The organism is Aquicoccus sp. SU-CL01552 (genome assembly GCF_040365005.1).
In the GTDB taxonomy this organism is placed as follows: domain Bacteria; phylum Pseudomonadota; class Alphaproteobacteria; order Rhodobacterales; family Rhodobacteraceae; genus Antarcticimicrobium.
In genome coordinates, this window is sequence record NZ_BAABWV010000005.1 from 187,263 (window position 1) to 213,610 (window position 26,348).

The window sequence follows — 26,348 nt, forward strand, 5'->3', positions numbered from 1 at the left end:
ATGATGGGCAACCGTTTGACCCCGCGCGAAATCCTGGAAAAGCTGGTGAGCTTTCCCACCGTCAGCCGTGACACCAACCTGCCGCTGGTCGATTGGGTTGAGGAGTATCTTGCCGCGCATGGCATAACCGCGCACCGCTGGATCGACCCCGATCAGCCCCACAAGGCCGCGCTCTTTGCCCATGTCGGCCCGTGGCAAGAGGGGGCGGTCGTCCTTTCGGGCCATACCGACGTGGTGCCGGTGGACGGCCAGCCCTGGACCTCGGACCCGTTCACCCTGACCGAGCGTGACGGCAAACTGTATGGGCGCGGCGCCACCGACATGAAGGGGTATGACGCGCTGGCGATCTGGGCCTTGGTCGAGGCGCAGGCGCGCGGGGTCAAACGCCCGCTGCAACTGGCGCTGAGTTTCGACGAAGAGGTCGGCTGCACTGGTGCGCCGCCGATGATCGAGGCGATGCAGCCAGTCCTGCCCAAGGGCTCGGCCGTGATCGTGGGCGAGCCGTCGATGATGCGCGCGGTGACCGGCCACAAGGGCGGCTATGGCTACTGGGTCGATGTCTGGGGGTTCGAGGTCCACAGCTCGCTCATGCACACCGGCGTCAACGCGATCATGGAGGCCGCCAAGGTCATCGACTGGGCCAACACGGTGAACGAGGCAGAGCGCGCCCGCACGCCATCTGACGTGGCGGCGATGTTCGATCCGCCCTGGACGACGCTGCACTGCGGGCTGATCGAGGGTGGCACCGCGGCCAATATCACCGCCAAGCACTGCCGTTTTGACCTGGGCTTTCGCGCGGTCCCGGACGAGGGGTTTGACGATTGGCGCGCGCGGATCGACACCAAGCTGGCCGAGGTCGAGGCCGCGATGCAGGGGGTGCACCCCGACGCGCGGATCGAGATCACGCCGCGCTTTGCCGTGCCGGCCCTGAAACCCGAGGACAACGGCACCGCCGAGGCGCTGGTGCGCGCGCTCACCGGTGACAACGCCAGCCATGTGGTCAGCTACGGCACCGAGGCCGGCCAGTTCCAGCAGGCCGGTTATTCCGCCCTGGTCTGCGGCCCCGGCGACATCGCCCAGGCGCATCAGCCCGACGAGTTCATCACCCTGGCCCAGTTCGCCGAAGGACAGGACTTCATGGCGCGGCTGGTGACCCGCCTGCAGCAGGAGGCCTAGATGCCGATCAAGAACCGCCTGGCGGACATGCACGAAGAGATCACCGGCTGGCGCCGCCATTTGCACGAAACGCCCGAGCTTTTGTACGAGGTGCATGAAACCGCCGGATTCGTGGTCGATCGGCTCAGGGAGTTCGGCCTGACCGACATCACCCCCGGCATCGGCCGTACCGGCGTGGTCGCGGTGATCGAGGGGAAAACCAACACCTCGGGCCGGGTGATCGGGCTGCGCGCCGACATGGACGCGCTGCCGATCATGGAGGCCTCGGGCGTCGACTATGCCTCCAGGACGCCGGGCGTGATGCATGCCTGCGGCCATGACGGGCATACGTCGATCCTGCTGGGGGTGGCGAAATACCTCTCCGAGACCCGCAACTTCGACGGCAAGGTGGTGCTGATCTTCCAGCCGGCGGAAGAGGGCGGCGCCGGTGGCAAGGCGATGTGCGACGACGGGCTGATGGACCGCTGGGGCATCCAGGAGGTCTACGGGCTGCACAACATGCCCGGCTTCCCGGTGGGGGCCTTCGCGATCCGGCCCGGCCCACTGCTGGCCTCGGCGGATGAGTTCGAGATCACCGTGACCGGCAAGGGCGGCCATGCCGCCAACCCGCACGAGGCGGTCGACACCACGCTGGTGGCGTCGCAGATCGTGGTGTCGCTGCAATCCATCGTCGCGCGCAACGTCAACCCGCTGAAACGGGTGGTGGTGACCGTCGGCACCTTTCAGACCGACAGCAACGCCTCGAACGTGATCGCCCACCAGGTCCGGATGAAGGGCACCGTGCGCACGCTCGACCCCGACGAGCGGGCGCTGGCCGAAGAGCGCGTGCGCCGGGTGGTCGAAAACACCGCCGCCGCCTTCGGGGCGCAGGCCGAGGTGATTTGGGAAGAGGGCTACCCGGTCACCGTGAATTCACCGCAGGAAACCCGCCATGCGGTCGAGGCGGCGCGCGCGGTGTCCGACCATGTCGACGACGAGACCGACCCGATCATGCCGGCCGAGGATTTCTCCTTCATGCTGGAACAACGGCCGGGCGCCTATATTTTCCTGGGAAACGGCGACACGCCGATGTGCCACCACCCGGCCTATGTCTTCGATGACGAGGCGATCCCGCTGGGTTGCAGCTGGTTCGCCGAACTGGTCGAACGCCGCATGCCGGCAGCCTGAGGCGCAGCCTGCGCCGCCGCCCGCTGAACAAGGACACGAGAATGCCGATCAAGAACCGCTTTGCCGAGCTTTTGCCAGAAATCGCCGAATGGCGGCAAACGATCCACGCCCACCCCGAAATCGGTTTCGAGCTGGACCATACCGCGCCGCTGGTGGCCGAGAAGCTGCGTGCCTTCGGCTGCGACGAGGTGGTGACCGGCATCGGCGAAACCGGGGTCGTCGGCGTCATCCGGGGCCGGACCGACAGCCGGGGCCAGGTGATCGGGCTGCGCGGCGACATGGACGCGCTGCCGATCCTCGAGCAGAGCGGCGCCGCCTATGCCTCGCAAAACCCCGGCGTGATGCATGCCTGCGGCCATGACGGACATACCGCCATGCTGCTGGGGGCGGCGAAATACCTGGCCGAGACGCGCAATTTCGACGGCACCGTGGTGCTGCTGTTCCAGCCGGCCGAGGAGCTGGGCAGCGGCGCCAAGGCGATGATCGACGACGGCGTGATGGACCGCTTCGGCGTGAAAGAGGTCTATGGCATGCACAACATGCCCGGCCTGCCGGTGGGCCAGTTCGCCATCCGCCCCGGTGCGATGCTGGCGGCGACCGACGAGTTCTTTGTCGAGGTGACGGGTCGCGGTGGCCATGCCGCCAAGCCGAACGAGGCGATCGACCCCACCGTCACCGCCAGCCAGATCATCCTTGCGCTGCAAAGCATCGTCAGCCGCAACGCCGACCCGGTGGAACAGGGGGTGCTCTCGGTCACCTCGGTGCAGACATCGTCGACGGCCTATAACGTGATTCCGCAATCGGTGAAACTGCGCGGCACCGTGCGCACCCATTCGGCCCATATGCAGGACATGATCGAGGCCCGCCTGGGCGAGATGGCTCGCAGCGTTGCCGACGGCTTCGGGGCGCAGGCCGAGGTCACCTATCTGCGCCACGTGCCGATCACCATCAACGCCGAGGAACCCACCGCATTCGCCACCGGCATCGCCGAGGCGGTGTCGGGCGGCTGCTCCGAGGCGCCGCTGATCATGGGGGGCGAGGATTTCGCCTACATGTTGCAGGAACGCCCCGGGGCCTTCATCTATGTCGGCAACGGTGACAGCGCCGCGCTGCACCACCCGGAGTACAACTTCGACGACGAGGCGATCCCGGCCGGTTGCAGCTGGTTCGCCGAACTGGTCGAACGCCGGATGCCTACGGCGCAGGCCTAGCCTGTGCCGCTTGCGGACAGAGCGTGTTTTCGCAGAAAACATGCGGAGTCCGTCACCCGGTGACGGAAACGCGCTAGGTCTGGTGCGAGAGACAAAACACGAATGCCCCCCGAGGGCGCGAACAACAAGGAGTGTGACCCATGCCGGTCAAGAATCGCTTTGCCGAACTGCAGGACGAGATCACCGCCTGGCGGCGCGATCTGCACGAGAATCCCGAGATCCTGTTCGAAACCCACCGCACCAGTGCCATGGTGGCCGAGAAGCTCAAGGACTTCGGCTGTGACGAGGTGGTCACCGGCATTGGGCGCACCGGTGTCGTCGGGGTGATCAAGGGCAAGCAGGACAGCTCGGGCAAGGTGATCGGGCTGCGCGCCGACATGGACGCCCTGCCGATCATGGAGGCGACCGGGGTCGACTATGCCTCCAAGACGCCGGGCGCGATGCATGCCTGTGGCCATGACGGCCATACCGCCATGCTGCTGGGCGCGGCGAAGTACCTGTCCGAGACGCGCAATTTCGACGGCACCGTGGTGGTGATCTTCCAGCCCGCCGAGGAAGGCGGCGGCGGCGGCAAGGAGATGTGCGATGACGGCATGATGGAGCGTTGGGGCATCCAGGAGGTCTATGGCATGCACAACTGGCCCGGCCTGCCGGTGGGCAGTTTTGCCATCCGGCCCGGTGCGTTCTTTGCCGCCACCGACCAGTTCGACATCCATTTCGAGGGCAAGGGCGGCCATGCTGCCAAGCCGCATGAAACCGTGGACACCACCGTGATGGCGGCGCAGGCGGTGACCGCGCTGCAGACCATCGCCAGCCGCAACGCCGACCCGATCGACCAGGTGGTGGTTTCGGTCACCTCTTTCGAGACCTCCTCCAATGCCTTCAACGTGATCCCGCAGAAGGTCCACCTCAAGGGCACCGTGCGCACCATGAGCAAGGAGATGCGCGCGCTGGCCGAGACCCGGATCGAAGAAATCTGCTCCGGCATCGCCACCACCTTCGGCGGCTCCGTCGTGGTCGATTACCACCGGGGCTACCCGGTGATGGTGAACACCGAGGACCAGACCGAATTTGCCGCCGAGGTGGCGAAAACGGTCGCGGGCCAGTGCGACGACGCGCCGCTGGTGATGGGGGGCGAGGATTTCGCCTTCATGCTCGAAGAGCGCCCCGGTGCCTATATCCTGGTGGGCAACGGCGACACCGCGATGGTGCACCACCCGGAATACAACTTCAACGACGAGGCGATCCCGGCTGGCTGCTCGTGGTGGGCCGAGATCGTCGAAAGCCGGATGCCGGCGGCCTGAACGGCCTGGGGACGGGCAGGAAGGGGGCGCTGCCCCCCGCGCTTCGCGCGTCCCCCGGAGTATTTGTCAAAGAGAAGAAGGGGGCGGGGCCGCGGGTCCGTCCCCGTTTCGTTTCGCGCGTCAGCCCGCGGACCAGAGCGCCTGGTACACCGCCTCGATCCCTGCCGCCTCGGTCCGGGCGCTGAAGTCGGCCTCGGCGATCTCGCGCGCGGACAGGCTCATCGCGCTGTGGCGGTCCGGGTCGGAGAGCAGGGCGCGGGCGGCCTGTGCCGCCTCGTCTGCGGCCTCTTGCGGCACGACGATGCCGGTGCGGCCCTGCGCGGAAAAGGTCCGGTAGAATCCCGCCGCGCTGGCGACGAAGGGCACGCCGCTGGCCATGCCCTCCAGCGGCGCCATGCCGTAACCCTCGTAGCGCGGCAGTTGCATCACCAGCGACAGCCCCCGCATCAGCGCCGGCAGATCGGCGGCGGGAACCTCGCCGGGAAACAGGATGCGGTCGGAGAGGCCGGCGGCGGCGACCCGCGCCTTGAGCCCGCTCAGAAAGCCCTGGTGTTCGCGCGCGGCGCGGCCCAGCACCAGTGCCACGGCGCCGGGTAACTCCGGCAGCAGGCGCAGCATCGCCTCGACAAAGAGGTCGGTGCCCTTTTCCGGGCGGATGCGGCCGATGGTGGCGATCCCCAGCGTGCCGCCAAACCCTTGCGCGGCCCAGGCGGCGGCGCGGTCCCCGGCGGGGGAGAAGAGATCGGTATCGACCCCGTGCGGCACCACCGCGCGCACATGGGGCACGAAGCCGGCGGCGGCTTCGGTGGTGGCGATCACCGCGTCCATTCGGCTGATCAGCCAGCGCGGCAACGCCGAGTGCCTCCGTTGCGCGGCAGAGGTGAAGACGATGCGGATCGGCAGCCGCAGCACGTCGCGGGCCCAGATCGCCGCGCGCATCTCGGTGTTGCGGCGCACGTGCCAGATCGCGAAGGGGCGGCCCGGCGGCGCCTGCCGCGACAGCGCGCGGGCGCGCGCGACCGGGATCGGGTCCGGGCAGCCGGGCAGGGGGCGGCCGACCAGCGCCAGGTCGTGGGTCTGCACCTGCTGGCGGATCACGTTGGCGGCGGTGGCCGAGACCCCGGTGAAGTTGCGGTTGAAGTTGGTGACGAACAGCTCAGGCATGATCCGCCCCCAGTGCCAGCGCGGCGCACAGGCGATCCACCACCGGCGCCAGCGCATCCGCGTCGCGCCGGGCAAGGGCGCGGGCCGCGTCCTGCGCCGCCGCCAGACGCGCGGGATGATCCAGCCAACCGGCCACCGCCGTGGCCAGCGTGGCGGCATCGCGCACCTCCACCAATCCGCCGGCATCGCGCAGGGTGTCATAGGCGGCGCGTGCGTTGTCCAGATGCGGCCCGGTGATCAGCGGCACCCCGAACTGCGCCGGCTCATGCGGGTTGTGGCCGCCCTTGTCGACCAGCGAGGCGCCGAGAAAGGCGAAGGGGGCGAGGGTATACCACGCCCCGGTCTCGCCCAGCGTATCGGCGAGGTAGACCTGGGTCTGCGCCCCGATCTCTTCGCCCCGGGTGCGCCGGGCACTGGAAAAGCCGCCCGCCTCGATCAGCGCGGCCACCGCGTCGCCGCGCTCGGGGTGGCGCGGCGCGATCAGCAGCAAGAGGTCGGGGTGGTCGCCCAGCAACGCCTTGTAGGCCGCCAGAACGACATCCTCCTCGCCCGCATGGGTCGAAGCGGCCAGCCAGACCGGCCGCGCGCCGATCCGGGCGCGCAACGCCGCGACTGTGGCGTCGTCCACCGGCGGCGGCGGTGTCGTGGTCTTGAGGTTCACGCCCACCGCGACCCTATCGGCGGGGGCGCCGATCGCGACCAGATCCTCGGCGGTGGCCTGCGTCTGTGCCACCAGCAGGGAGAAGTGCCCGAAGAGAAACCGCGCGGTCGCGGGTCGTTTCTTCCACCCGGCGACCGATTTGGCCGAGAGCCGCGCGTTGATCAGCGCCAGCGGGACGTTCCGTTTGGCGGCCTCCGCGATGGTCAGCGGCCAGATCTCGCTTTCCACGAAGAGCGCCGCATCGGGCCGCCAATGGTCAAGGAACCGGGCGACAGGCCCCGGCGCATCCATCACCGCGAACTGGTGGCGGCAGCGTGGCGGCATCCGCTTTTCGATCAATTCGGCCGAGGTGGCGGTGCCCGAGGTGATCAGGAATGCGGCCCCCGGCAGGCGCTCCCCCAGCTTCGCGATCAGGCTCAGCACCGACAGGCTTTCGCCGACGCTGGCGGCATGGAACCAGATCAACTGCCCCTCGGGGCGGGGCAGGGTGGCATGGCCCAGCCGTTCGCGTTGACGGCTCGCGGCGACCCCATGCGCGCGCAGCTTGCGTGCCATCACCCACCAGGCCAGCGGCTGGATCACCGGCGTGACGGCACGATACAGCCGGAACAGCGCCGGGGCCGAGGGCATTCAGCCGCCCGTGTGACTCATGTGGCGCGACATCTGCCCATCGGCCCGCTGGCGCGAATAGTCAAAGTCGTGGCCCTTGGGCTTGTGCGAGATCGCGGTGCGGATCGCCTGTTCCAGCGCGGTGTCGCTATCGGGGTGATCGCGCAGGGGGCTGCGCAGATCGGCCATGTCCTCTTGTCCCAGGCACATGTAAAGCTCGCCGGTGCAGGTCAGGCGCACGCGGTTGCAGCTTTCGCAGAAGTTATGCGACAGCGGCGTGATGAACCCGATCTTCTGCCCGGTCTCCTCAAGCCGCACGTAACGCGCCGGTCCGCCGGTGCGCTCGGCCAGGTCGGTGACGGTGTAATGCTGCGCATAGCGCGCCCGCACGTCGTCGAGCGACCAGTATTGATCCAGCCGATCCTCGTTGCCGATGTCGCCCATCGGCATCACCTCGATCCAGGTCAGGTCGATGTCGCGTTCGGCGCACCATTCGGTGATGCGTGGCAGCTCGTCCTCGTTGACGCCCTTGAGCGCCACCGCGTTGATCTTGACCCGCAGCCCGGCCTTTTGCGCCGCGTCGATGCCGCGCAGTACCTGCGGCAGTCGGCCCCAGCGGGTGATCTCGGCGAATTTCGCCTCGTCCAGCGTATCGAGCGAGATGTTCACCCGGCGCACGCCGGCATCAAACAGGTCCTGCGCGAACCGTTCGAGCTGCGATCCGTTGGTGGTCAGCGTCAGCTCCTTCAGCGCGCCGCTGTCCAGGTGCCGGGTCATCGACCGGAAAAAGGTCATGATATCGCGCCGCACCAGCGGCTCGCCGCCGGTGATGCGCAGTTTCTCGACCCCGAGATGCACGAAGGTCGAACACATGCGGTCCAGCTCCTCCAGCGTCAGCAACTCTTTCTTGGGAAGAAAGGTCATGTTCTCCGACATGCAATAAACGCAGCGGAAATCGCACCGGTCGGTGACGGAGACGCGCAAGTAGGTGATTGCGCGGGCAAAGGGATCGATCAAGGGTGCGCTCATGAGGCATAGGTAGAGTGCTGCCGACCTCGCGGCAAGGGGGATTGGCTCTGGCACGGGCCGTGGCACCGGGATATGATCACCGGCATGAGACATCTGGCGATCCTTTCCCTTGTGTTCGTGACCGGCTGCGCGCAGGTCGGCGGCGTCGTCGATAGCGTGCGCGGCAGTCTGGGCGGGCTTGGCAAATCCGATGCGCCGCAGGTGCAGGAGGCGGAACCGCTGCCCCCCGCCAGCGATTCCCTGCCGGACGAGCCGCCGGTCGCCGCCGTGCCGCAGGCCGCCGATGGCGGGTTGGGTCGCACGGTGGTCGGGCTGGGCGATCCGGGAAAGACCGGGCTTTGGATGGAAACGCCGCTGGTCACGGCGGGCGGCAAGGGGCGCGTGGTCTGGCCGACCACCGGGCGCTGGGTCGCGGTGGCGCTGATCCCGGCGGGCGGCGAGGTCACCGCCGGCAGCCGGCTGTCGCTGGAGGCGTTCCGCATCCTCGGCGCGCCGCTGACCGAGTTGATCGAGGTCGAGGTCTACGCCGAGGGCTGATCCGTACCGGGCGTCTCGGCCAGGTATTTCGCCGCCTCCTTGCGGGCAAAGGGCTTCATCGCGTCGCCGTGGCGGGCAAGAAAGGCGCGGGTGCGCTCCGGGTCATGCTTGCTCAACTCGCGCAGCCACCAGGCCACCGCCTTTTGAATGAACCAGTCGCGGTCGGTGACATAGCCCGCCGCCCATCCGAGGATGCGGTCGCGCTGCTCCAGCTCCGCCGGTTTCGGGTGGTTCTGCTTGGTCCAGGGCAGGGTGGCGACCAGCGCGGCGCGGCGGGTCCACATATGCTCGGACCGGGTCCAGGCCTCGACCGCGTCGAGTCGCGCGGGATCGGCCACCAGCCGTTTCTGCGCCGCCATGCAGGCGTGATCGGCGATCGCCCAACTGTCGAACTCGGGCACCCAGCCCTGGATCAGCGCCCAGACTGCGTCATCGGGCCGGATGCGTGCCTGGGTCAGGAGTTTCGCCGCCGCCAGTCGGGCCTCGAAGATGTCGCTGCGCCACAGCGCGTCGGAGAGCGCCACCCGCTCCACCACCGAGAGGCTTTGCCGCCAGCCCTTGGTCAGGTCGTTGAGGACCGGGTTCGGGATGCCCAGCACCACGCGGCTCTGCTTGTGATAGGCGGCCATCTGTTCGGCGCGGCCGGGCTCGACATGGGCCCTGAGCTGGGCCAGCGCGTCGTCAAGTGTCATGGCAGGAGCGCAGGGCGCGATTGTACGAAACGCCCCCCGGATTTCCCCGTTTCGTGCCTCCCGGGGGCGGCTGTACCGGATGTCTGGATCATTGCGGGCCTCCTATTCCACCGTCACGGATTTCGCCAGGTTGCGCGGCTGGTCCACGTCGGTGCCCTTGGCGATGGCGGTGTGATAGGCCAGCAATTGGGCCGGCACGGCATAGAGGATCGGGGCCAGAACCGGCGTCACCTCGGGCATCGTCACGGACAGCCAGACCCCGTCGCCGGCCCCGGTCAGCCCGGCGGCGTCCGAGATCAGCAACACCTTGCCCTCGCGCGCCATCACCTCCTGCATGTTCGAGACGGTCTTGTCGAACAGCGGATCCATCGGCGCCATCATCACCACCGGCACGCTGGCATCGATCAGGGCAATCGGGCCATGCTTCAATTCGCCAGCCGCATAAGCTTCGGCGTGGATATAGCTGATTTCCTTTAGTTTCAGTGCGCCTTCCAATGCCAGCGGGAACATCAGGCCCCGGCCCAGGAACAGCACGTCGCGGGCGCTGCTCAACTGCTGCGCCGCCGCCTTCAGGTCATTGTTGCACGCCAGCGCGCTGTTGATCACTTGCGGCAGACCCCGCAGCGCCGAGACCAGGTCGGCCCGCGCCTCGGGCGTCATCTCACCGCGATCCGTCGCCGCCTTGAGCGCAAGGATCAGCAGCACCGTCAACTGGCAGGTAAAGGCCTTGGTCGAGGCGACGCCGATCTCGACCCCGGCATGGATCGGCAGCGCCAGGTCGCTTTCGCGCGCGATCGAGCTTTCCGGCACGTTGATCACCGACACAATGTGATCCGCCTTGTCCCGGCAATAGCGCAGCGCCGCCAGCGTGTCTGCGGTCTCGCCCGACTGGCTGACGAACAGGGCCACGGTGCCCTTGGGCAGGGGCGGTTCGCGATAGCGGAACTCGCTGGCGATATCGACCTCGACCGGGATGCGGGCGAGCTGTTCGAACCAGTATTTCGCGGTCAGACAGGCATAATAGGCGGTGCCGCAGGCCACGAGGGTGAGCCGTTCGACCTTGGAGAAGTCCAGCCCGGCACCCGGCAGACACACGGTCTCCTGGTCGGCGGGCAGGTAGTGGCGGATCGCATCGGCCAGAACGGCGGGCTGTTCGGCGATCTCCTTGGCCATGAAATGCTTGTGCCCGGCCTTGTCGACGCGGGCGGCGTCGACCTGGATGGTCCTGACCGGGCGGTTGGCCAGTTCACCCCGCTCGTCGCGGATTTCCAGCGAGGTCCGGGTCAGGACGGCGCGATCGCCCTCCTCGAGATAGGTGATGCGGTCGGTGAAGGGCGAGAGGGCGATGGCGTCCGAACCCACGTACATCTCGCCCTTGCCATGTCCGATTGCCAGTGGCGAGCCCTTGCGCGCGGCGACGATCAGGTCGTCTTCACCCTCGAAGAGAAAGGCCAGTGCAAAGGCGCCCTGCAAGCAGTCGACGGTCTTCATCGCAGCCGCCACCGGGGTTTCCCCCTGTTGCAGGAACCGCTGGGCCATCAGCGCCACGGTTTCGGTGTCGGTTTCGGTCTCAAACCCGATGCCGTCCTTTGCCAGGTCTTCGCGCAGTTCGCGGAAATTCTCGATGATGCCGTTGTGCACCACAGCGACCGCGCCGGCGCGGTGCGGGTGGGCATTGTTCACCGTCGGCGCGCCGTGGGTGGCCCAGCGGGTATGGCCGATGCCGGATTTGCCCGCCAGCGGCGAATGGACCAGAAGATCACTGAGGTTGACCAGCTTGCCGACCGCGCGGCGGCGGTCCAGCACGCCGTCGTTGACCGTGGCGATCCCGGCGCTGTCATAGCCCCGGTATTCCAGCCGTTTCAACGCCTCCACGAGGATCGGCGCGGCTTCATGGCTTCCCAGGACCCCGACAATTCCGCACATTATCCGGCCTCCTGATTACGTTTTTCTTTCCGTGCCTTTAACAAAGCGAACAATTTCCGGGCCTGGCCGGGTTTGTTCTCCTGCCGGGCACGGGCCAGGGCGAGGGCCTCTGCCTCGACGTCCTTGGTGATGACCGATCCGCTGCCGGTCATCGCGCCGTCGCCCACTGTCACCGGGGCCACCAGCATGGTGTTCGACCCGATAAAGGCGCCGCGGCCGATCTTGGTCCGGTGTTTCATCACCCCGTCGTAGTTGCAGGTGATGGTGCCGGCGCCGATGTTGCTGCCGGCGCCGATGCTGGCATCGCCGATATAGCTCAGGTGGTTGACCTTGGCGCCCTCGGCGATCTCGGCGTTCTTGATCTCGACGAAATTGCCGATGCGCACATCCTCGGCCAATTCCGCCCCCGGGCGCAGCCTTGCATAGGGGCCGACCACCGCGCCGCGGCTGACGTGACACCCCTCGAGGTGTGAAAAGGCGCGGATCGTGACGCCGGATTCCACCGTGACGCCGGGGCCGAAGACCACGTTCGGCTCGATCAGCGTGTCGCGGCCGATCACGGTGTCAAAGGCCAGGTGCACGGTGTCGGGCGCGATCAGCGTGATCCCCGCCTCCAGCAGCTCGGCCCGGGCGCGGGCCTGGAACACCGCCTCGGCCCCGGCAAGGTCGGCGCGGGAGTTGATGCCCATCGTCTCGGCCTCGTCGCAGGCGACGGCAGTGACCGAAAGGCCACGCGCGCGCGCCAGTTCGACCACGTCGGTCAGGTAGTATTCGCCCGAGGCGTTGTCATTGCCGACCTGCGCGATCAGGTCGAACAGGGTTTGCGCATCACAGGCCAGAAGCCCGCTGTTGCAAAAGCTAATGGCGCGTTCTTCCTCGGTGGCATCCTTGTATTCGACGATCCGATCGAGTTGGTCACCGGCCATCACCAGCCGCCCGTAGCGGGCCGGGTCGGCGGCATGGAAACCCAGGATCACCACGTCGTTCTGCGCCCGCGCGGTGAGCATCCGCTCCAGCGTTTCGGGCTGCACGAAGGGGGTGTCGCCGTAGAGCACGACCACGTCGCCCGCGAACCCCTCCAGCGCCGCGCGGGCCTGATCGACCGCATGCGCGGTGCCAAGCTGCTCGGACTGGATCACCACCTGGGCGGTCTCGTCGATCTCTCCTGCGGCCAGGGCGACCGCATCGGCCCCGTGTCCGGCCACGATGACGGTGCGTTCGGGCTCCAGCGTCGCGCCGCTTTGCACCGCATGGGCCAGCATCGGCGCCTGGCCGATCTGGTGCAGAACCTTGGGCAGGTCGGATTTCATCCTCGTGCCTTTTCCGGCAGCGAGGATGACAAGGGCGATGGGCATTGCGATTTCTCTTTGTCTTTTGGTCCCGCCCGTTTTATCCGCTGCGAGGAGCAGCGCAACAGTTGGCGTGATCAAACAAGGTTGCGGGATGCAACAGGGGCGGGCGGAAACACGCCGAAGGAGGCAGGACATGCGCACGGTGATCTTCGATCTGGACGGGACGCTGGCCGATACCTCGGGCGACCTGATTGCGGCGGCCAATGCCTGTTTCCGGCAGATGGGGGTTGGCGACGTGCTTGATCCCGATGCCGACCAGGGTGTTGCGCTGCGTGGCGGCAAGCGGATGCTGACCGTGGGGCTGGAGCGGCTGGGGCGCTATGACGCCGATACGGTCGAGGCCTATTACCCGGTGCTGCTCGAGGCCTATGCCGAGGATATCGACCGGCACAGCGTGCTGTATCCCGGCGCGATGGCGGCGGTCGAGGCGCTGGGTACGGCGGGCTATGGTCTTGGCGTCTGCACCAACAAGCCCGAAGGGCTGGCCGACCTGCTGCTGCGGCGGCTGGGCGTGCGCGACGTCTTTGCCGCGCTGGTCGGGGCCGATACGCTGACGGTGCGCAAGCCCGATCCCGAACCTCTGCGCGAGGCGGCCCGGCGCGCCGGTGGCGATCCGGCCAGGACGCTGCTGGTCGGCGATTCCGACACCGACCGCAACACCGCCCGCGCCGCCGGCGTGCCCTCGGTTCTGGTGACCTTCGGCCCCTCCGGTGCCGACATGGCGGCGCTGGCGCCCGAGGCGCTGTTGGAGCGGTTCGAGGATCTGCCCGGCCTCGTGGCTCAGTTGATCGGCGCGAACAGCTGATCGGTCAGCGGCGCCAGCCCGGTTCTTTCCAGTTTTGACAGGGCGTCCTCGATGGCGTCGGCGCGGGGCCGTCCCAGCACAGGGTCGGCCAGATCGTGGAACTTGACGCGAAGCTCACCTTCGGTCGGGGGATCGGTGTGATCCCAGCGCGGGGTGACCCAATCGCCGCGCAGGCTGCGCCCGTCGTGCAGGATCAGCGTGACCCGGGCGAAACGGCGCAGCGGGAACGCGGCATTGGCGCGGTCGGCTTCGCGCAGCACCATGGAGCGGGACAGCCGGAGCACCTCCGGGTGATCCAGGGAGTCGTCGGCCAGGTGTTCGGGCCGGATCTCTCCATGCACCATGGCCAGCGCGGCGGGGTAGGAGGTGGAATACTGTGCCTCGTCCGAGCGTTTGGGCTCGCGCATCGCGAGGCGAACGGATTCGTGAAAGGTCTCGACCTCGATGCGCGTGACCTGCTCGGGGCGCAGGTGATGGGCGCGGCGCAGCGCCAGCACCCCCTCGACCGGGGCATGGGCCCAGCGGCAGACCGGGTAGGGTTTGAAATACTGCTCGAGGACGGCCCAACGCTGGCCGAGATCGCGCCAGTACGCCGGCGCCGCGTCGACCGTCACGGCGGGGGCGCCGGTGAACCCCTCTTGGGCCAGCAAGGCGGCAGAGACCCCGGCCATCGCCCCCCATCCAGAGCCGTCCTTGACCATGGTGGGATGGTCGATGCAGCGCATCATCTGGCTGCGCGGGCCGTGGTACTCGGCGATGCCGAGCGCGTGGCGGGTCCGGTCGCGATCCAGCCGCAACAGGCGCGCGGCGGCGGCCGCCGCCGTTACCGCCCCCCAACTGCCCGAGGTGTGGAACTCGGGCACGGTGCCATGCTGGGCCTCGGCCACGCGCGCGCCGATCTCGTAACCCATCGCGATGGTGGCAAGAAAGTCGGCGCCGCTGGCGCCCGCCCGATGCGCCACGGCCAGTGCGGCGGGGAACAGGGAACAGCCGATATGACCCTTGGACGGGTTGTAGCCGTCATGTCCGTCCAGCGAGTCGATCATCATGCCGCCGGCCAGCGCAACGCCGGGCAGGCTGGCGGTTCGGGCCTCGAACAGCATCGGCGCATCGCCGCCGAAATGCGCGGCGGCATGATCGCGGATGATCGCGCTGAGTCTCGTGCCGTGGCCGCCGGCGGCGACACCGATCAGGTCGAGCAGGCACAGGCGCACCCGCGCTCGCACCTCGGGCGGCAGGTCGGGCCAGGACAGCCCGTGGATCAGGTCGAGCGGTGTCATGCAGACAGGCTAGGGAAGCGGCGGCGGCAATCTGTCCTGTTTGCGACGCGCAATCGGACAAGGTTTCAACTTCGTGAAATCGCGCCGGGGGATATTGACCGTGCCGTGCAGGCGGCCCAATAACGGCGCATGAGCGAGATTTTCACAGGCAGTTTCACCCAGCAGGAGCCGATCCCGGAACAGGGGATCGAGGCGGCGCTGGCGGTGCTGCGTCATGGCCGGCTGCATCGTTACAACGTGGCCGAGGGCGAGGTGAGCGAGGCGGCGCTGCTGGAGCAGGAGTTCGCGGCGCAGATGGGGGCGAAATACTGCCTTGCCGTCACGTCTGGCGGCTATGCGCTGTCGACGGCGATGCGGGCGGCGGGGGTGAAACCCGGCGACACGGTGCTGACCAATGCCTTTACCCTGGCGCCGGTTCCGGGCGCGATCGCCTCGATCGGGGCAAAGCCCGCCTACGTCGGCGTGACCGAACAGCTGACCATCGACCTGGACGACCTGGTCGCCAAGGCGGATCAGGCGCGGGTGCTGCTGCTCAGCCACATGCGTGGGCATATCTGCGACATGGATCGGCTGATGGAGATCTGCACCGCCGCCGGCCTCACCGTGATCGAGGATTGCGCCCATACCATGGGGGCGGCGTGGAACGGTGTGCCCTCGGGGCGGCATGGGCTGGTGGGCTGCTATTCCTGCCAGACCTACAAGCATGTGAATTCGGGTGAGGGCGGGTTGCTGGTGACCGACGACGAAGAGGTCGCCGCGCGGGCGGTGATCCTGTCGGGATCCTACATGCTGTATGATCGTCACCTCGCCGCACCGGGGCCGGAGGTGTTCGAGCGGGTCAAGTACGACACGCCGAATATCTCGGGCCGGATGGACAACCTGCGCGCCGCGATCCTGCGTCCGCAATTGCGCGCGCTGGAGGCCCAGGTGGCGCGTTGGAACGAACGCTACGGCGTGCTTGAGGCGGGGCTGCGCAATACGCCCGGGCTGACCGTGATCGACCGTCCGAAGGCCGAAACACCGGTCGGATCGTCGTTCCAGTTCCTGCTGCTCGACTGGCCCGAGGAGAAGGTGCAGGCGGTGCTGCGGCGGTGCGCTGCGCGTGGGGTCGAGTTGAAGTGGTTCGGCGCCGCCGAACCCCAGGGCTTCACCTCGCGTTATGACAGTTGGCGCTATGCGCCCTCTGCCGCCATGCCGCAGACCGACCGGGTTCTTGCCGGTATCGTGGATTTGAGGGTGCCCTTGACCTTCAGCCTCGAGGATTGCGCGCTGATCGCGCGGATCATCCGCGCCGAGGTGGGGGGCGTGTTCCAGGACCCCGCGTAGGGCCGTCGCATCACCCTGATCCTGGCGCGCAGTCTTGTGTCAATGCGGAACCAAGAGGATTTTCGCGCAAATCCGGCTTTCCGGGTTTTGCTCAGGCACAGTGACGGTGCGGCAAACCGCTGCCAGGAGCCGGTAAAAATCAATTAGATATTGACTAGCCCGCAGGCCGGCAACCTATAGTGTAGCCACGAAGAAAAATAACAAGATAGGTCACCCTAGGAAAACAGTCGGGCGACATTGAGGAGAGATGAAATGGCTGGCGGCACGGTCCAGGGGGACTTGGCTACTTTGTTTCCCACCATCGTTCGACGGTCTCCCGGTACGGCGGCCGGCGAAAGTTTTCTGGCCTATGCCCTGGATCAGCACGCGCTTGTCAGCGTCACAAACGCCGAGGAAAAAATCCTCTATGTCAATGATCGCTATGCCGAAATCAGCGGCTACTCCCGCGAGGAACTGATCGGGCAAACCCATCGCCTGTTGCGCTCCGATGAGCATCCCCCCGAGCTTTACGAGGAACTCTGGGCCACCATCTCCAGCGGCAAGACCTGGAGCGGGGAAGTCAAGCAAATCAAGAAGAGCGGAGAGACGTACTGGGTCAAGGCGACCATTGTTCCGTTCTTCTCTCCTGACGGGAAGCCCGAGAAATACCTGTCCATCCACACCGATATCACCGAGGTCAAATCGGCCGAGGCGAACTTGCAGCGGCAGATGTCCTTTGACCACATCAAGGACGAGATCTATCTGTTCTGGCCGGAAACCTATCATGTTTTCTATACCAACCGGAGCGCGCGTATCCGGCTTCGGGCGTTGGGGCAGGCGGCGACGGAACTGACCCCCTGCGATCTGATCGAAGGGTTTTCGCGCAAGGAGATCGTCGAGCGGGTGAAAAAGCTCCTGTCCGGCGGAAGTAAGTGGATCAACTTCGAGGCGGAACAGCGACGCCCGGACGGGCGCCGCACACCGGCCGAGGTGACCATCCAGTTGATCCGCCCGCGCCACGAGAAACCGCGCTTTCTGGCCCACGTGCGCGACATCAGCCAGCGCAAGCAGGCGGAGCTTGCCAAGCAACAGTTCGTTGCCAATCTCAGCCACGAGTTGCGAACGCCACTGACCGCGATCAAGGGGGCCTTCGGCCTGATCAACTCCGGACCCGTGGGGGGCGCCGGGGGCACGGCGGGCCGCCTGGCCGACATGGGGCTCAAGAACACGGCGCGGCTGGAATACCTGATCGAGAACCTGTTGGACATGGAGCGGATCGCGACCGGGCGGAATTCGTCAAAGCTGACCCGGCTGAGCCTCGACAAGGTGATCGGAGAGGTCATCGCCGACCTGGCGGACTACAGGTCCGAGAAGGGGGTCGAGATTCGCTATGAACCCGCAAAGGCGCCGGTGTGCGTCAAGGGCGATGCGCTGGGGCTGTCCAAGGTGTTCAGCATCCTGTTGTCGAACGCGGTTCGGTTTTCCGAACCCGGCGGCAGTGTCGATGTTCGGGTGCAACGGGATGGCGCGCGGGTTGCCGTATCGGTCATCGACCGGGGCATCGGCATTCCAAAGAAGTTTCTCAAGAGCATCTTTCAGCCGTTCACCCAGGCGGATCAGTCGGATGCACGCACCACAGCCGGGGCCGGTCTCGGCCTCGCGATCGCGCGCTCCATCGTCGAGGAACATGGGGGCTCGATCGAGGTGCAAAGCGTCGAAGGCCAGGGGGCGGTGTTCTCGTTCTACCTGCTGCCCTGCGTCTAGGGGCGCCGCACCGCCAGAAAATCCAACGAAAGGTCGCCGTCCCGGCGGGTCGGCATGCAATGCTTGACGCGACTCATGTCTTGCCCGTATTAAATGAACACGTGTTCATTAAATGCGCCGGGAGGGGCCATGTTTAACGCAACCATGCAATTCGATCTGGGTGAGGATGTGAATGCGCTGCGCGAGATGGTGCATCGCTGGGCGCAGGAGCGGGTCAAACCGATGGCGGCCGAGATCGACCGCAACAATGATTTCCCGGCCGATCTGTGGAAGGAAATGGGCGATCTGGGCCTGCTCGGCATCACCGTTTCCGAGGAGTACGGTGGCGCCGGCATGTCGTACCTGGCCCATACCATCGCGGTCGAGGAGATCGCTCGCGCCAGCGCCTCGGTCTCGCTCTCCTACGGGGCGCATTCCAACCTCTGCGTCAACCAGATCAAGCTGAACGCGAACGAGGAACAGAAGAAGAAATACCTCCCCGGGCTGATCTCAGGCACGCATGTGGGCGCGTTGGCGATGAGCGAACCCGGTGCCGGCTCCGACGTGGTGTCGATGAAGCTGCGGGCGGAAAAGCGCAACGGCTACTACGTGCTGAACGGCAACAAGTACTGGATCACCAACGGCCCCGACGCCGATACGCTGGTGGTCTATGCCAAGACCGATCCGGAGGCGGGCGCGCGCGGGATCACCGCCTTTATCGTCGAGAAGACGATGAAGGGGTTCTCGACCTCGCCGCATTTCGACAAGCTGGGCATGCGCGGCTCCAATACCGCCGAACTGATCTTTGACGATTGCGAGGTGCCGTTCGAGAACGTGCTGGGCGAAGAAGGCAAGGGTGTGCGCGTTCTGATGTCGGGGCTGGACTATGAGCGCGTGGTGCTGGCCGGGATCGGCACCGGCATCATGGCCGCCTGCCTGGATGAAATCATGCCCTATTTGGCCGAGCGCAAACAATTCGGCCAGCCGATCGGGAACTTCCAACTCATGCAGGGCAAGATCGCCGACATGTACACCGCGATGAACTCGGCCCGCGCCTATGTCTACGAGGTTGCCAAGGCCTGCGACAAGGGGGCGGTGACCCGGCAGGATGCGGCGGCCTGCTGTCTCTATGCCTCCGAGGAGGCGATGAAACAGGCGCACCAGGCGGTGCAGGCGATGGGCGGCGCGGGCTTTCTGTCGGATGCCGCCGTCAGCCGGATTTTCCGCGATGCCAAGCTGATGGAGATCGGGGCCGGCACCAGCGAGATTCGCCGCATGCTGATCGGGCGCGAACTGATGGGCGCGATGGGCTGAGCGGCCAAGCCGAAACGCAAACGGCCCGCGCGACCGAGGGAGGCGCGCGGGCCGGTCAGCGGCACCGGGCACACGGCCCGGCGCACATGGGGGGAGATCAGAACCGGTGAATGTAGGAAATGCCCCAGACCAGCGGGTCGATCTCGGCCTCACCGATATAGGCGCCGTTCAGCGTCACGTCGGACTGGATGTTGACCCAGCGCACGTCCATGCGCAGCGCGCCATTGTTGCCGATGTCGTAATCCACACCCGCATGTGCGGCCACGCCCCAGGAATCATCGATCTCGACCACCCCAAGCGGCGAGGTTTCGTCCCAGAAGGTGGTGTAGTTCAGGCCGAGGCCGACAAACGGGGTAAAGGCCGACTGGGTCGGAATATGGTAATTCACGGTCAGGGTCGGCGGCAGTTGCTTGACCGTCGCGGCGTAGGCGCCACCGATGTTCACATCATGCTTGAACGGCGTCGCGGCCAGCAACTCGATACCCCAGTTGTCGCGAAAGAAGTACTCACCCGTGAAGGTCGGACGCACGCTGTCGTCAACCGTCGCTGCGGCACCCGCCAGCGTACCATTATCGGATTTCGGGTTCACGAGGCCGAACCCGATACCCACGGTCCAATCCCCTTGGGACTGAGCGGCCAAGGGCCCGGCCAGCATCGTGGCCAGAGCCGTGGAAAAAAGCAATGCAGCCGTTTGGCGTGTCATCTGTCTGTCCTTTCTTATTCTCGTGGCCGGACCTTCGCGCCGGGGGGCAGGCGTTTCCGTGATCTGGATCAAGTCCGGATCGGGAAGATGCGACGAGGCGATCCGCGCGCCTGTAATAAAGTGACACAAAAACAAAAGGTTGTATCGTGATGCCCGCTGAGGGAATACCCGGTTTGAGCGTAGCGGGGGGCTGGGATGTGCCGCCGCGGTTGAACATGGCCGCGCAAGCCTTGGGCGGCGATCCGGATCGGTTGGCGATCATCGACCTGACCGGACCCGCGCGCCGGGATGTGACGGTGGCCGAGCTTGCGGCGATGGCCGATGCGCTGGCCCGGCGCCTGCTGGCCGAGGGCGTTGTAACCGGCGACCGGGTCGGCGTGCTGCTCAGCCAATCGCCCTGGTGCGCTGCGGCGCATCTGGCGATCTGGAAGATCGGCGCGATCTCGGTGCCCTTGTTCAAGCTGTTCAAGCATGACGCGCTGCGCAGCCGGGTGGGAGATGCCGGCGCGCGGCTGGTGCTGACCGATCCCGAGGGCGCAGGACTCCTGGGCGACCTGGCGACGCCGCTGATGGTGGAGGAGGCCGGGATCGCGGGCGATCCGGTTCCCTTCGCCGATACCGGCTCCGAGGATCCCGCCGTGTTGATCTATACCTCCGGCACCACCGGCAGCCCCAAGGGCGCGCTGCACGCGCACCGGGTGCTGACCGGCCATCTGCCGGGGGTGTTCCTCAGCCATGATCGCCTGGGCCAGCCGGGCGATTGCCTGTGGACCCCGGCCGACTGGGCCTGGATCGGCGGGCTGTTCGACGTGCTGATGCCGGGGCTGGCGCTGGGGGTGCCGGTGGTCGCCGCGCGGATGGAGAAGTTCACCCCCGAAGGGGCCGCGAAGATCATCGCGCAAGCCTCTGTCCGAAACGTGTTTTTCCCGCCCACGGCCCTGCGGATGCTCAAGGCCGCCGACCAGGGCGTTCCGGGGCTGCGCTCGGTCGCCTCGGGGGGCGAACCGCTGGGTGCCGAGATGCTGGCCTGGGGCCGTGGTGCCTTCGGCCTCGAGATCAATGAGTTCTACGGCCAGACCGAGTGCAACATGATCGCCACCTCCTGCGGCGCCGATTTCCCGGCGCGCCCCGGCTGCATCGGCAAGCCGGTTCCGGGGCACGAGATTGCCGTGCTGGACGGGGCTGGGCAACCGACGATGGAGGAGGGCGACGTCGCCGTGCGGCGCGGTTCGGCCTCGATGCTGCTGCAATACTGGAACAACCCGGAAGAAACCGCGAAAAAGGTTCAGGGCGACTGGCTGATCACCGGCGATCGCGGCGTCTGGGAGGGGGATTACCTGCGCTTTGTCGGGCGCGAGGATGACGTGATCACCAGCGCCGGCTACCGCATCGGCCCGGCCGAGATCGAGGATTGCCTGATGACCCACCCGGATGTCGCCACCGTGGGCGTGGTGGGCAAGCCCGACCCGCTGCGCACCGAGATCGTCAAGGCCTATGTGGTGCGCAAGCCCGGCGCGACAGCGACCGGGACGGACCTGCAGGCCTATGTGAAAGAGCGACTCGCAAGCTATTCATACCCTAGGGAAATCGCCTTTCTCGACGCGCTGCCGATGACGGTGACGGGCAAGGTGATCCGCAAGGAACTCAAACGCCGCGCGGCGGCGGAACAGGAGGCCGAACAATGAAACTCGTGTCCAAGATCATCCCCTCGTCCGAGGAGTTTCAGGCCAACCGCGCTGCCCACCTGGAGGCGCTGGCGGTGATCCGCGAGGCCGCCGAACTGGCGGCGGCGGGCGGTGGCGAGAAATCCCGCGCGCGCCATGTCTCGCGCGGCAAGATGCTGCCACGTGAGCGGGTGGCGAACCTGCTCGATCCCGGATCGCCATTCCTCGAGATCGGCGCCACGGCGGCGCATGACATGTACGATGGCGCCGCCCCCTGCGCCGGGGTGATCGCCGGGATCGGACGGGTCGAGGGGCAGGAGGTCATGGTGGTCTGTAACGACGCCACCGTGAAGGGCGGCACCTATTTCCCGATGACGGTCAAGAAACACCTGCGCGCGCAGGAGATCGCCGCCGAATGTGGGTTGCCTTGCGTCTATCTGGTGGACAGCGGCGGCGCCAACCTGCCGCAACAGGACGAGGTGTTCCCCGACCGCGATCATTTCGGCCGCATCTTCTACAACCAGGCCAACATGTCGGCGCGCGGCATTCCGCAGATCGCCGTGGTGATGGGGTCCTGTACCGCCGGCGGCGCCTATGTGCCGGCGATGTCGGACGTGACCATCATCGTCAAGGAACAGGGCACGATCTTCCTCGCCGGTCCGCCGCTGGTCAAGGCGGCGACGGGCGAGGTGGTCAGCGCCGAGGATCTGGGCGGCGGCGACGTGCATACGCGCCTGTCCGGGGTGGCCGATTACCTGGCCGAGGATGATGCCCATGCGCTGGCGCTGGCCCGCCGCGCGGTCAGCCATCTGAACCGCGCCAAGCCGCAGACGGTGCAATGGCAATCGCCCGAAGAGCCGGCCTATGACCCCGACGAGATCCTCGGCGCGGTGCCTGCCGGCCTGCGCACCCCCTATGACATCCGCGAGGTGATCGCGCGGGTGGTCGATGGGTCGCGCTTTGACGAGTTCAAGCCGCGCTTCGGCGAGACCCTCGTGACCGGCTTTGCCCATCTCAAGGGGTGCCCGGTGGGGATCATCGCCAACAACGGCGTGCTGTTCTCGGAAGCCGCGCAAAAGGGCGCGCATTTCGTCGAGCTCTGCAGCCAGCGTCATATCCCGCTGCTCTTCCTGCAGAACATCACCGGCTTCATGGTCGGGCGAAAATACGAAAACGAGGGAATCGCGCGCCACGGGGCCAAGCTGGTCACCGCCGTGGCCACCACCAACGTGCCCAAGATCACCATGCTGGTGGGCGGCAGTTTCGGCGCGGGCAACTACGGCATGGCGGGCCGCGCCTATCAGCCGCGGTTTCTCTGGACCTGGCCCAATTCCCGCATCAGCGTGATGGGCGGTGAACAGGCGGCGGGCGTACTGGCCACGGTCAAGCGCGACGGCATCGAACGCAGCGGCGGCAGCTGGTCCGAGGAGGAAGAGGCCGAGTTCAAGCGCCCCACGCTGGAGATGTTCGAGCGCCAGTCGCACCCGCTCTATGCCGCCGCGCGGCTTTGGGATGACGGCGTGATCGACCCGCGCAAGACCCGCGACGTGCTGGCCCTGTCGCTCAGCGCCGCGCTCAACGCGCCGATCGACGACACCCGCTTTGGCGTGTTCCGGATGTGAGCGCGCGGCAGGGAGAGACGCCATGATCGAAACCCGACTGACGAAAGCCTTCGGCATCGACGCCCCGGTGCTTTGCGCGCCGATGGCGCTGGCCACCGGCGGGCGGTTGGCGGCGGCGGTCACCCGCGTCGGCGGGTTCGGCCTGATTGGCGGGGCCTATTGCGACGCCGACTGGATCGCGCGGGAGTTCGACGCGGCGGGCAATACGTCTGTCGGCTGCGGCTTCATCACCTGGAAACTGGCGGAAACCCCAAGCCTGCTTGATGCGGTTCTGGCCCGCAACCCGGCGGCGGTCTTTCTCTCCTTCGGTGATCCGGTGCCCTTCGCCGCCGCGATCCGGGCCGCTGGCGTGCCGCTGATCTGCCAGGTGCAGACGCTGGCGGATGCGAAACGGGCGGCCGGGGCAGGGGCCGACGTGATCGTCGCACAGGGGGCCGAGGCCGGGGGGCATGGCGAGAAACGCGCCACCTTGACGTTGGTGCCCGAGGTGGCGGACTGGCTTGCCGCGCATTCCCCCGAGACCCTGCTGGTCGCCGCCGGCGGGATTGCCGACGGGCGCGGGCTGGCTGCCGCGTTGATGCTGGGGGCCGATGGGGTGCTGGTCGGCTCGCGGTTCTGGGCCAGCGCGGAATCGCTGGCCGCGCCCGGCATGACCGAGGCCGCCATCGCCGCCAGCGGCGACGACACCATCCGCAGCACGGTGATGGACGCGGCACGCGGGCTGAACTGGCCGGGGCGGTACACCGCGCGGGTGCTGAAAAACCCGGTCACCGAGCGCTGGCACGACGACCCGCAGGGGCTTGCCGCCCACGCCGATGAGATCGCCGCCGGTTGGAAGGCCGGCTGGGATGCGGGCGATCCGGCGCGTGCCAATACCTTTGTCGGCGAGGCGGCGGGCCTGATCCATGACCGGCCACCGGCGGGCGAGATCCTGACCGCGATGGTCGCGCAGGCCGAGGCGTTGCTTGGCGGCAGCTGGCGGGGAGCGGTGACATGAGCGGGCCCGCCTCTTCTTCATTTCCGACCGGCCTTTTTCTGGCAGACACATACTCCGGGGGGCGCCGTTGGCGCGACACGGGAACCCACACCGCCCCCGGTGCGCATCCTATGAAAGGACCTGACGCATGTTCACCAAGATCCTGATCGCCAACCGCGGCGAGATCGCAGTTCGCGTGATCGAAAGCGCCCGCGCCATGGGGGTGAAAACCGTGGCGGTCTACTCCGACGCCGATGCGGGGGCCAAACATGTACAATTGGCCGACCAAAGCGTACATATCGGCGGCTCGGCCCCAGTCGACAGCTACCTGCGCGGCGAGGTGATCATCCGGGCCGCGCTGGACACCGGCGCGCAGGCGATCCACCCCGGCTATGGCTTTCTGTCCGAGAACCCCGATTTCGTCGAGGCGGTGGAGGCCGCGGGCCTCACCTTCATCGGCCCCTCGGCCGACGCGATCCGGGCGATGGGCCTCAAGGACGCCGCCAAGGCGCTGATGGAAGAGGCGGGGGTGCCCGTGGTGCCGGGCTATCACGGAAAGAATCAGGACCCCGAGCATCTCTCGGGCGCGGCCGATACCATCGGCTATCCCGTCCTGATCAAGGCGGTCGCGGGCGGCGGCGGCAAGGGCATGCGCAAGGTCGCGCGCCCCGAGGAGTTCGCCGCCGCGCTGGACAGCGCCCGTGGCGAGGCGCGCACCGCTTTCGGCAATGACGCGGTTCTGATCGAGAAATTCGTGGAAAAACCGCGCCATATCGAGGTGCAGGTGTTTGGCGACGGCACCGAGGCGGTGCATCTGTTCGAGCGCGACTGCTCGCTCCAGCGCCGCCACCAGAAGGTGATCGAGGAGGCCCCGGCCCCCGGCATGACGTCCGAGATGTGCGAGGCGATGGGCGAGGCGGCGGTGCGCGCGGCGCGCGCCATCGGCTACAAGGGCGCGGGCACCATCGAGTTCATCGTCGACGGCTCGGACGGGCTGCGCCCCGACCGGTTCTGGTTCATGGAGATGAACACCCGGCTCCAGGTCGAGCACCCGGTGACCGAGGCGATCACCGGCATCGACCTTGTCGAATGGCAATTGCGGGTTGCCGCCGGCGAACCGCTGCCGCTGACGCAGGAGCAGATCACGCTGACCGGCCATGCCTTCGAGGCGCGGCTCTATGCCGAGGACGTGCCAAAGGGGTTCCTGCCCGCGACCGGGACGCTGACCCACCTGGAGTTCCCGGCGCGGGCCCGCATCGACAGCGGCGTGCGGGCGGGCGATACCATCAGCCCGTTCTATGACCCGATGATCGCCAAGGTCATCACCCATGGCCCCACCCGCGCGATCGCGCTGGCGCGGCTGTCGCGGGCGCTGGACGAAAGCGAGGTGGCCGGATCGGTCACCAACCTGTCCTTTCTCGGGGCGCTGACACGGCACGCGGGCTTTGCCGGGGGCGACGTGGATACCGGTTTGATCGAGCGCGATCTCGAGGCACTGACCCGGGTCGATGCGGTCCCGGCCCGGGTGGTGGCCCAGGCCGGCTTTGCCGCCGCCGGGCTGATGGAGGAAGGCGATGCAACTGGCTTTACCCTGTGGTCGCCGCTGGCGCGCAGCTTGTTCCTGGAGTTGGACGGCGAGGAGTATCGCGTGGTGATCCGGCTGACCGGATCTGAAGCCGCCGAGATCGCGGTCGGTGCCGAGATCGTGCAGGCCCGGCGCGCGCCGCGCGGCTGGACCTTTGCCGAGACCCGGGCCGCACCGATGGCGCGAGCCGGCAACAGGTTGACCGTGTTCGACGGGCCGGGCCATGCCTTCACGGTGGTCGATCCGCTGGACCGCGCGCAGGAGGCCGGCGGTGACGGCAACCTGATCGAGGCGCCGATGCCGGGGCTGGTCAAGGCGGTGTTCGTCGCGGCCGGGCAGGCGGTGACCGCGGGCGAGAAACTGGCTGTGCTCGAGGCGATGAAAATGGAGCATACCCTGACGGCGGCACGCGACGGCACGGTGGCCGAGGTCCTGGCCGAGGCCGGTGCGCAGGTCGAGGCCGGGGCGCCGCTGGTGCGGCTGGAGGACGAAGAAGGCTGAGCGGCGCGCAGGCGGCGGGCCG

The 26,348-nt window shown here is 67.2% G+C and carries 21 protein-coding genes; 13 read left to right on the plus strand and 8 right to left on the minus strand.

Annotation, left to right across the window (positions count from 1 at the left end; all coding sequences use genetic code 11):
* Nucleotides 1-3 precede the first annotated feature (3 nt).
* The 4 genes from argE to ABWV23_RS07955 all read left to right on the plus strand — a co-directional run bounded on the left by argE (nucleotide 4) and on the right by ABWV23_RS07955 (nucleotide 4,858).
* Nucleotides 4-1,176 (plus strand): acetylornithine deacetylase, encoded by a 1,173-nt coding sequence (argE, locus tag ABWV23_RS07940; protein ID WP_353346725.1) that lies wholly within the window; start codon nucleotides 4-6, stop codon nucleotides 1,174-1,176.
* Nucleotides 1,177-2,343: a M20 aminoacylase family protein gene (locus tag ABWV23_RS07945; RefSeq protein WP_353346727.1), complete on the plus strand. Its 1,167-nt coding sequence runs from the start codon at nucleotides 1,177-1,179 to the stop codon at nucleotides 2,341-2,343. It abuts the gene before it with no gap.
* A gap of 41 nt (nucleotides 2,344-2,384) precedes the next feature.
* Complete coding sequence (locus ABWV23_RS07950; RefSeq protein ID WP_353346729.1) at nucleotides 2,385-3,554, plus strand: M20 aminoacylase family protein; 1,170 nt, start codon at nucleotides 2,385-2,387, stop codon at nucleotides 3,552-3,554.
* A 140-nt stretch (nucleotides 3,555-3,694) separates the two neighbouring features.
* Nucleotides 3,695-4,858, plus strand: a complete 1,164-nt coding sequence (locus tag ABWV23_RS07955; RefSeq protein WP_353346731.1) for a M20 aminoacylase family protein — start codon at nucleotides 3,695-3,697, stop codon at nucleotides 4,856-4,858.
* A gap of 120 nt (nucleotides 4,859-4,978) precedes the next feature.
* On the opposite strand, the gene ABWV23_RS07960 is transcribed toward ABWV23_RS07955, so the two are convergent.
* The 3 genes from ABWV23_RS07960 to moaA are packed head-to-tail and all read right to left on the minus strand — an operon-like array spanning nucleotide 4,979 to nucleotide 8,321.
* A complete protein-coding gene (locus ABWV23_RS07960; RefSeq protein WP_353346733.1) occupies nucleotides 4,979-6,022 on the minus strand; it encodes a glycosyltransferase family 4 protein in 1,044 nt (347 codons plus the stop codon).
* A complete protein-coding gene (locus ABWV23_RS07965) occupies nucleotides 6,015-7,313 on the minus strand; it encodes a 3-deoxy-D-manno-octulosonic acid transferase (RefSeq protein WP_353346735.1) in 1,299 nt (432 codons plus the stop codon). The genes ABWV23_RS07960 and ABWV23_RS07965 overlap by 8 nt, the downstream gene beginning before the upstream one ends.
* Nucleotides 7,314-8,321 carry a GTP 3',8-cyclase MoaA gene (moaA, locus tag ABWV23_RS07970; protein WP_353346737.1) on the minus strand — a complete coding sequence of 336 codons (1,008 nt, stop codon included), beginning with the start codon at nucleotides 8,319-8,321 and terminating at the stop codon, nucleotides 7,314-7,316.
* An 84-nt stretch (nucleotides 8,322-8,405) separates the two neighbouring features.
* On the opposite strand from moaA, the gene ABWV23_RS07975 reads away from it, so the two are divergent.
* The gene (locus tag ABWV23_RS07975) at nucleotides 8,406-8,858 is read left to right on the plus strand and encodes a hypothetical protein (RefSeq protein WP_353346739.1); all 453 of its coding nucleotides are present in this window, start codon (nucleotides 8,406-8,408) and stop codon (nucleotides 8,856-8,858) included.
* On the opposite strand, the gene ABWV23_RS07980 is transcribed toward ABWV23_RS07975, so the two are convergent.
* The 3 genes from ABWV23_RS07980 to glmU all read right to left on the minus strand — a co-directional run bounded on the left by ABWV23_RS07980 (nucleotide 8,843) and on the right by glmU (nucleotide 12,831).
* Nucleotides 8,843-9,550, minus strand: a complete 708-nt coding sequence (locus tag ABWV23_RS07980; RefSeq protein WP_353346741.1) for a DNA alkylation repair protein — start codon at nucleotides 9,548-9,550, stop codon at nucleotides 8,843-8,845. The two genes, ABWV23_RS07975 and ABWV23_RS07980, sit on opposite strands and share 16 nt — an antisense overlap.
* Nucleotides 9,551-9,652: 102 nt before the next feature.
* Nucleotides 9,653-11,476 carry a glutamine--fructose-6-phosphate transaminase (isomerizing) gene (gene glmS / locus ABWV23_RS07985; RefSeq protein WP_353346743.1) on the minus strand — a complete coding sequence of 608 codons (1,824 nt, stop codon included), beginning with the start codon at nucleotides 11,474-11,476 and terminating at the stop codon, nucleotides 9,653-9,655.
* Nucleotides 11,476-12,831, minus strand: coding sequence for a bifunctional UDP-N-acetylglucosamine diphosphorylase/glucosamine-1-phosphate N-acetyltransferase GlmU (gene glmU, locus ABWV23_RS07990; RefSeq protein ID WP_353346745.1), 1,356 nt, complete (start codon nucleotides 12,829-12,831; stop codon nucleotides 11,476-11,478). Before glmU ends, glmS begins: the two co-directional genes overlap by 1 nt.
* Nucleotides 12,832-12,961: 130 nt before the next feature.
* Here glmU and ABWV23_RS07995 point away from each other — a divergent pair, with 130 nt between their 5' ends.
* Nucleotides 12,962-13,633: an HAD-IA family hydrolase gene (locus ABWV23_RS07995; protein ID WP_353346747.1), complete on the plus strand. Its 672-nt coding sequence runs from the start codon at nucleotides 12,962-12,964 to the stop codon at nucleotides 13,631-13,633.
* On the opposite strand, the gene ABWV23_RS08000 is transcribed toward ABWV23_RS07995, so the two are convergent.
* Nucleotides 13,609-14,913 (minus strand): MmgE/PrpD family protein, encoded by a 1,305-nt coding sequence (locus ABWV23_RS08000; protein ID WP_353346749.1) that lies wholly within the window; start codon nucleotides 14,911-14,913, stop codon nucleotides 13,609-13,611. The genes ABWV23_RS07995 and ABWV23_RS08000 overlap by 25 nt on opposite strands.
* A gap of 129 nt (nucleotides 14,914-15,042) precedes the next feature.
* On the opposite strand from ABWV23_RS08000, the gene ABWV23_RS08005 reads away from it, so the two are divergent.
* The 3 genes from ABWV23_RS08005 to ABWV23_RS08015 all read left to right on the plus strand — a co-directional run bounded on the left by ABWV23_RS08005 (nucleotide 15,043) and on the right by ABWV23_RS08015 (nucleotide 19,275).
* Complete coding sequence (locus ABWV23_RS08005; RefSeq protein WP_353346751.1) at nucleotides 15,043-16,239, plus strand: DegT/DnrJ/EryC1/StrS family aminotransferase; 1,197 nt, start codon at nucleotides 15,043-15,045, stop codon at nucleotides 16,237-16,239.
* A 252-nt stretch (nucleotides 16,240-16,491) separates the two neighbouring features.
* On the plus strand, nucleotides 16,492-17,982 hold the full coding sequence (locus ABWV23_RS08010; RefSeq protein WP_353346753.1) for a PAS domain-containing sensor histidine kinase: 1,491 nt from the start codon (nucleotides 16,492-16,494) through the stop codon (nucleotides 17,980-17,982).
* A 129-nt stretch (nucleotides 17,983-18,111) separates the two neighbouring features.
* Nucleotides 18,112-19,275: an isovaleryl-CoA dehydrogenase gene (locus ABWV23_RS08015; RefSeq protein ID WP_353346755.1), complete on the plus strand. Its 1,164-nt coding sequence runs from the start codon at nucleotides 18,112-18,114 to the stop codon at nucleotides 19,273-19,275.
* Between the two features lie 97 nt (nucleotides 19,276-19,372).
* Here ABWV23_RS08015 and ABWV23_RS08020 read toward each other — a convergent pair whose 3' ends face one another.
* Nucleotides 19,373-19,978, minus strand: coding sequence for an OmpW/AlkL family protein (locus ABWV23_RS08020; protein WP_353346757.1), 606 nt, complete (start codon nucleotides 19,976-19,978; stop codon nucleotides 19,373-19,375).
* A gap of 149 nt (nucleotides 19,979-20,127) precedes the next feature.
* On the opposite strand from ABWV23_RS08020, the gene ABWV23_RS08025 reads away from it, so the two are divergent.
* From ABWV23_RS08025 to ABWV23_RS08040, 4 genes are all read left to right on the plus strand, one after another.
* Nucleotides 20,128-21,663 carry an AMP-binding protein gene (locus ABWV23_RS08025; protein WP_353346759.1) on the plus strand — a complete coding sequence of 512 codons (1,536 nt, stop codon included), beginning with the start codon at nucleotides 20,128-20,130 and terminating at the stop codon, nucleotides 21,661-21,663.
* Nucleotides 21,660-23,264: a carboxyl transferase domain-containing protein gene (locus ABWV23_RS08030; RefSeq protein WP_353346761.1), complete on the plus strand. Its 1,605-nt coding sequence runs from the start codon at nucleotides 21,660-21,662 to the stop codon at nucleotides 23,262-23,264. The genes ABWV23_RS08025 and ABWV23_RS08030 overlap by 4 nt, the downstream gene beginning before the upstream one ends.
* Before the next feature lie 22 nt (nucleotides 23,265-23,286).
* A complete protein-coding gene (locus tag ABWV23_RS08035; RefSeq protein WP_502901631.1) occupies nucleotides 23,287-24,261 on the plus strand; it encodes an NAD(P)H-dependent flavin oxidoreductase in 975 nt (324 codons plus the stop codon).
* Nucleotides 24,262-24,388: 127 nt separating this feature from the next.
* A complete protein-coding gene (locus ABWV23_RS08040; protein ID WP_353346763.1) occupies nucleotides 24,389-26,326 on the plus strand; it encodes an acetyl/propionyl/methylcrotonyl-CoA carboxylase subunit alpha in 1,938 nt (645 codons plus the stop codon).
* Nucleotides 26,327-26,348 lie beyond the last annotated feature (22 nt).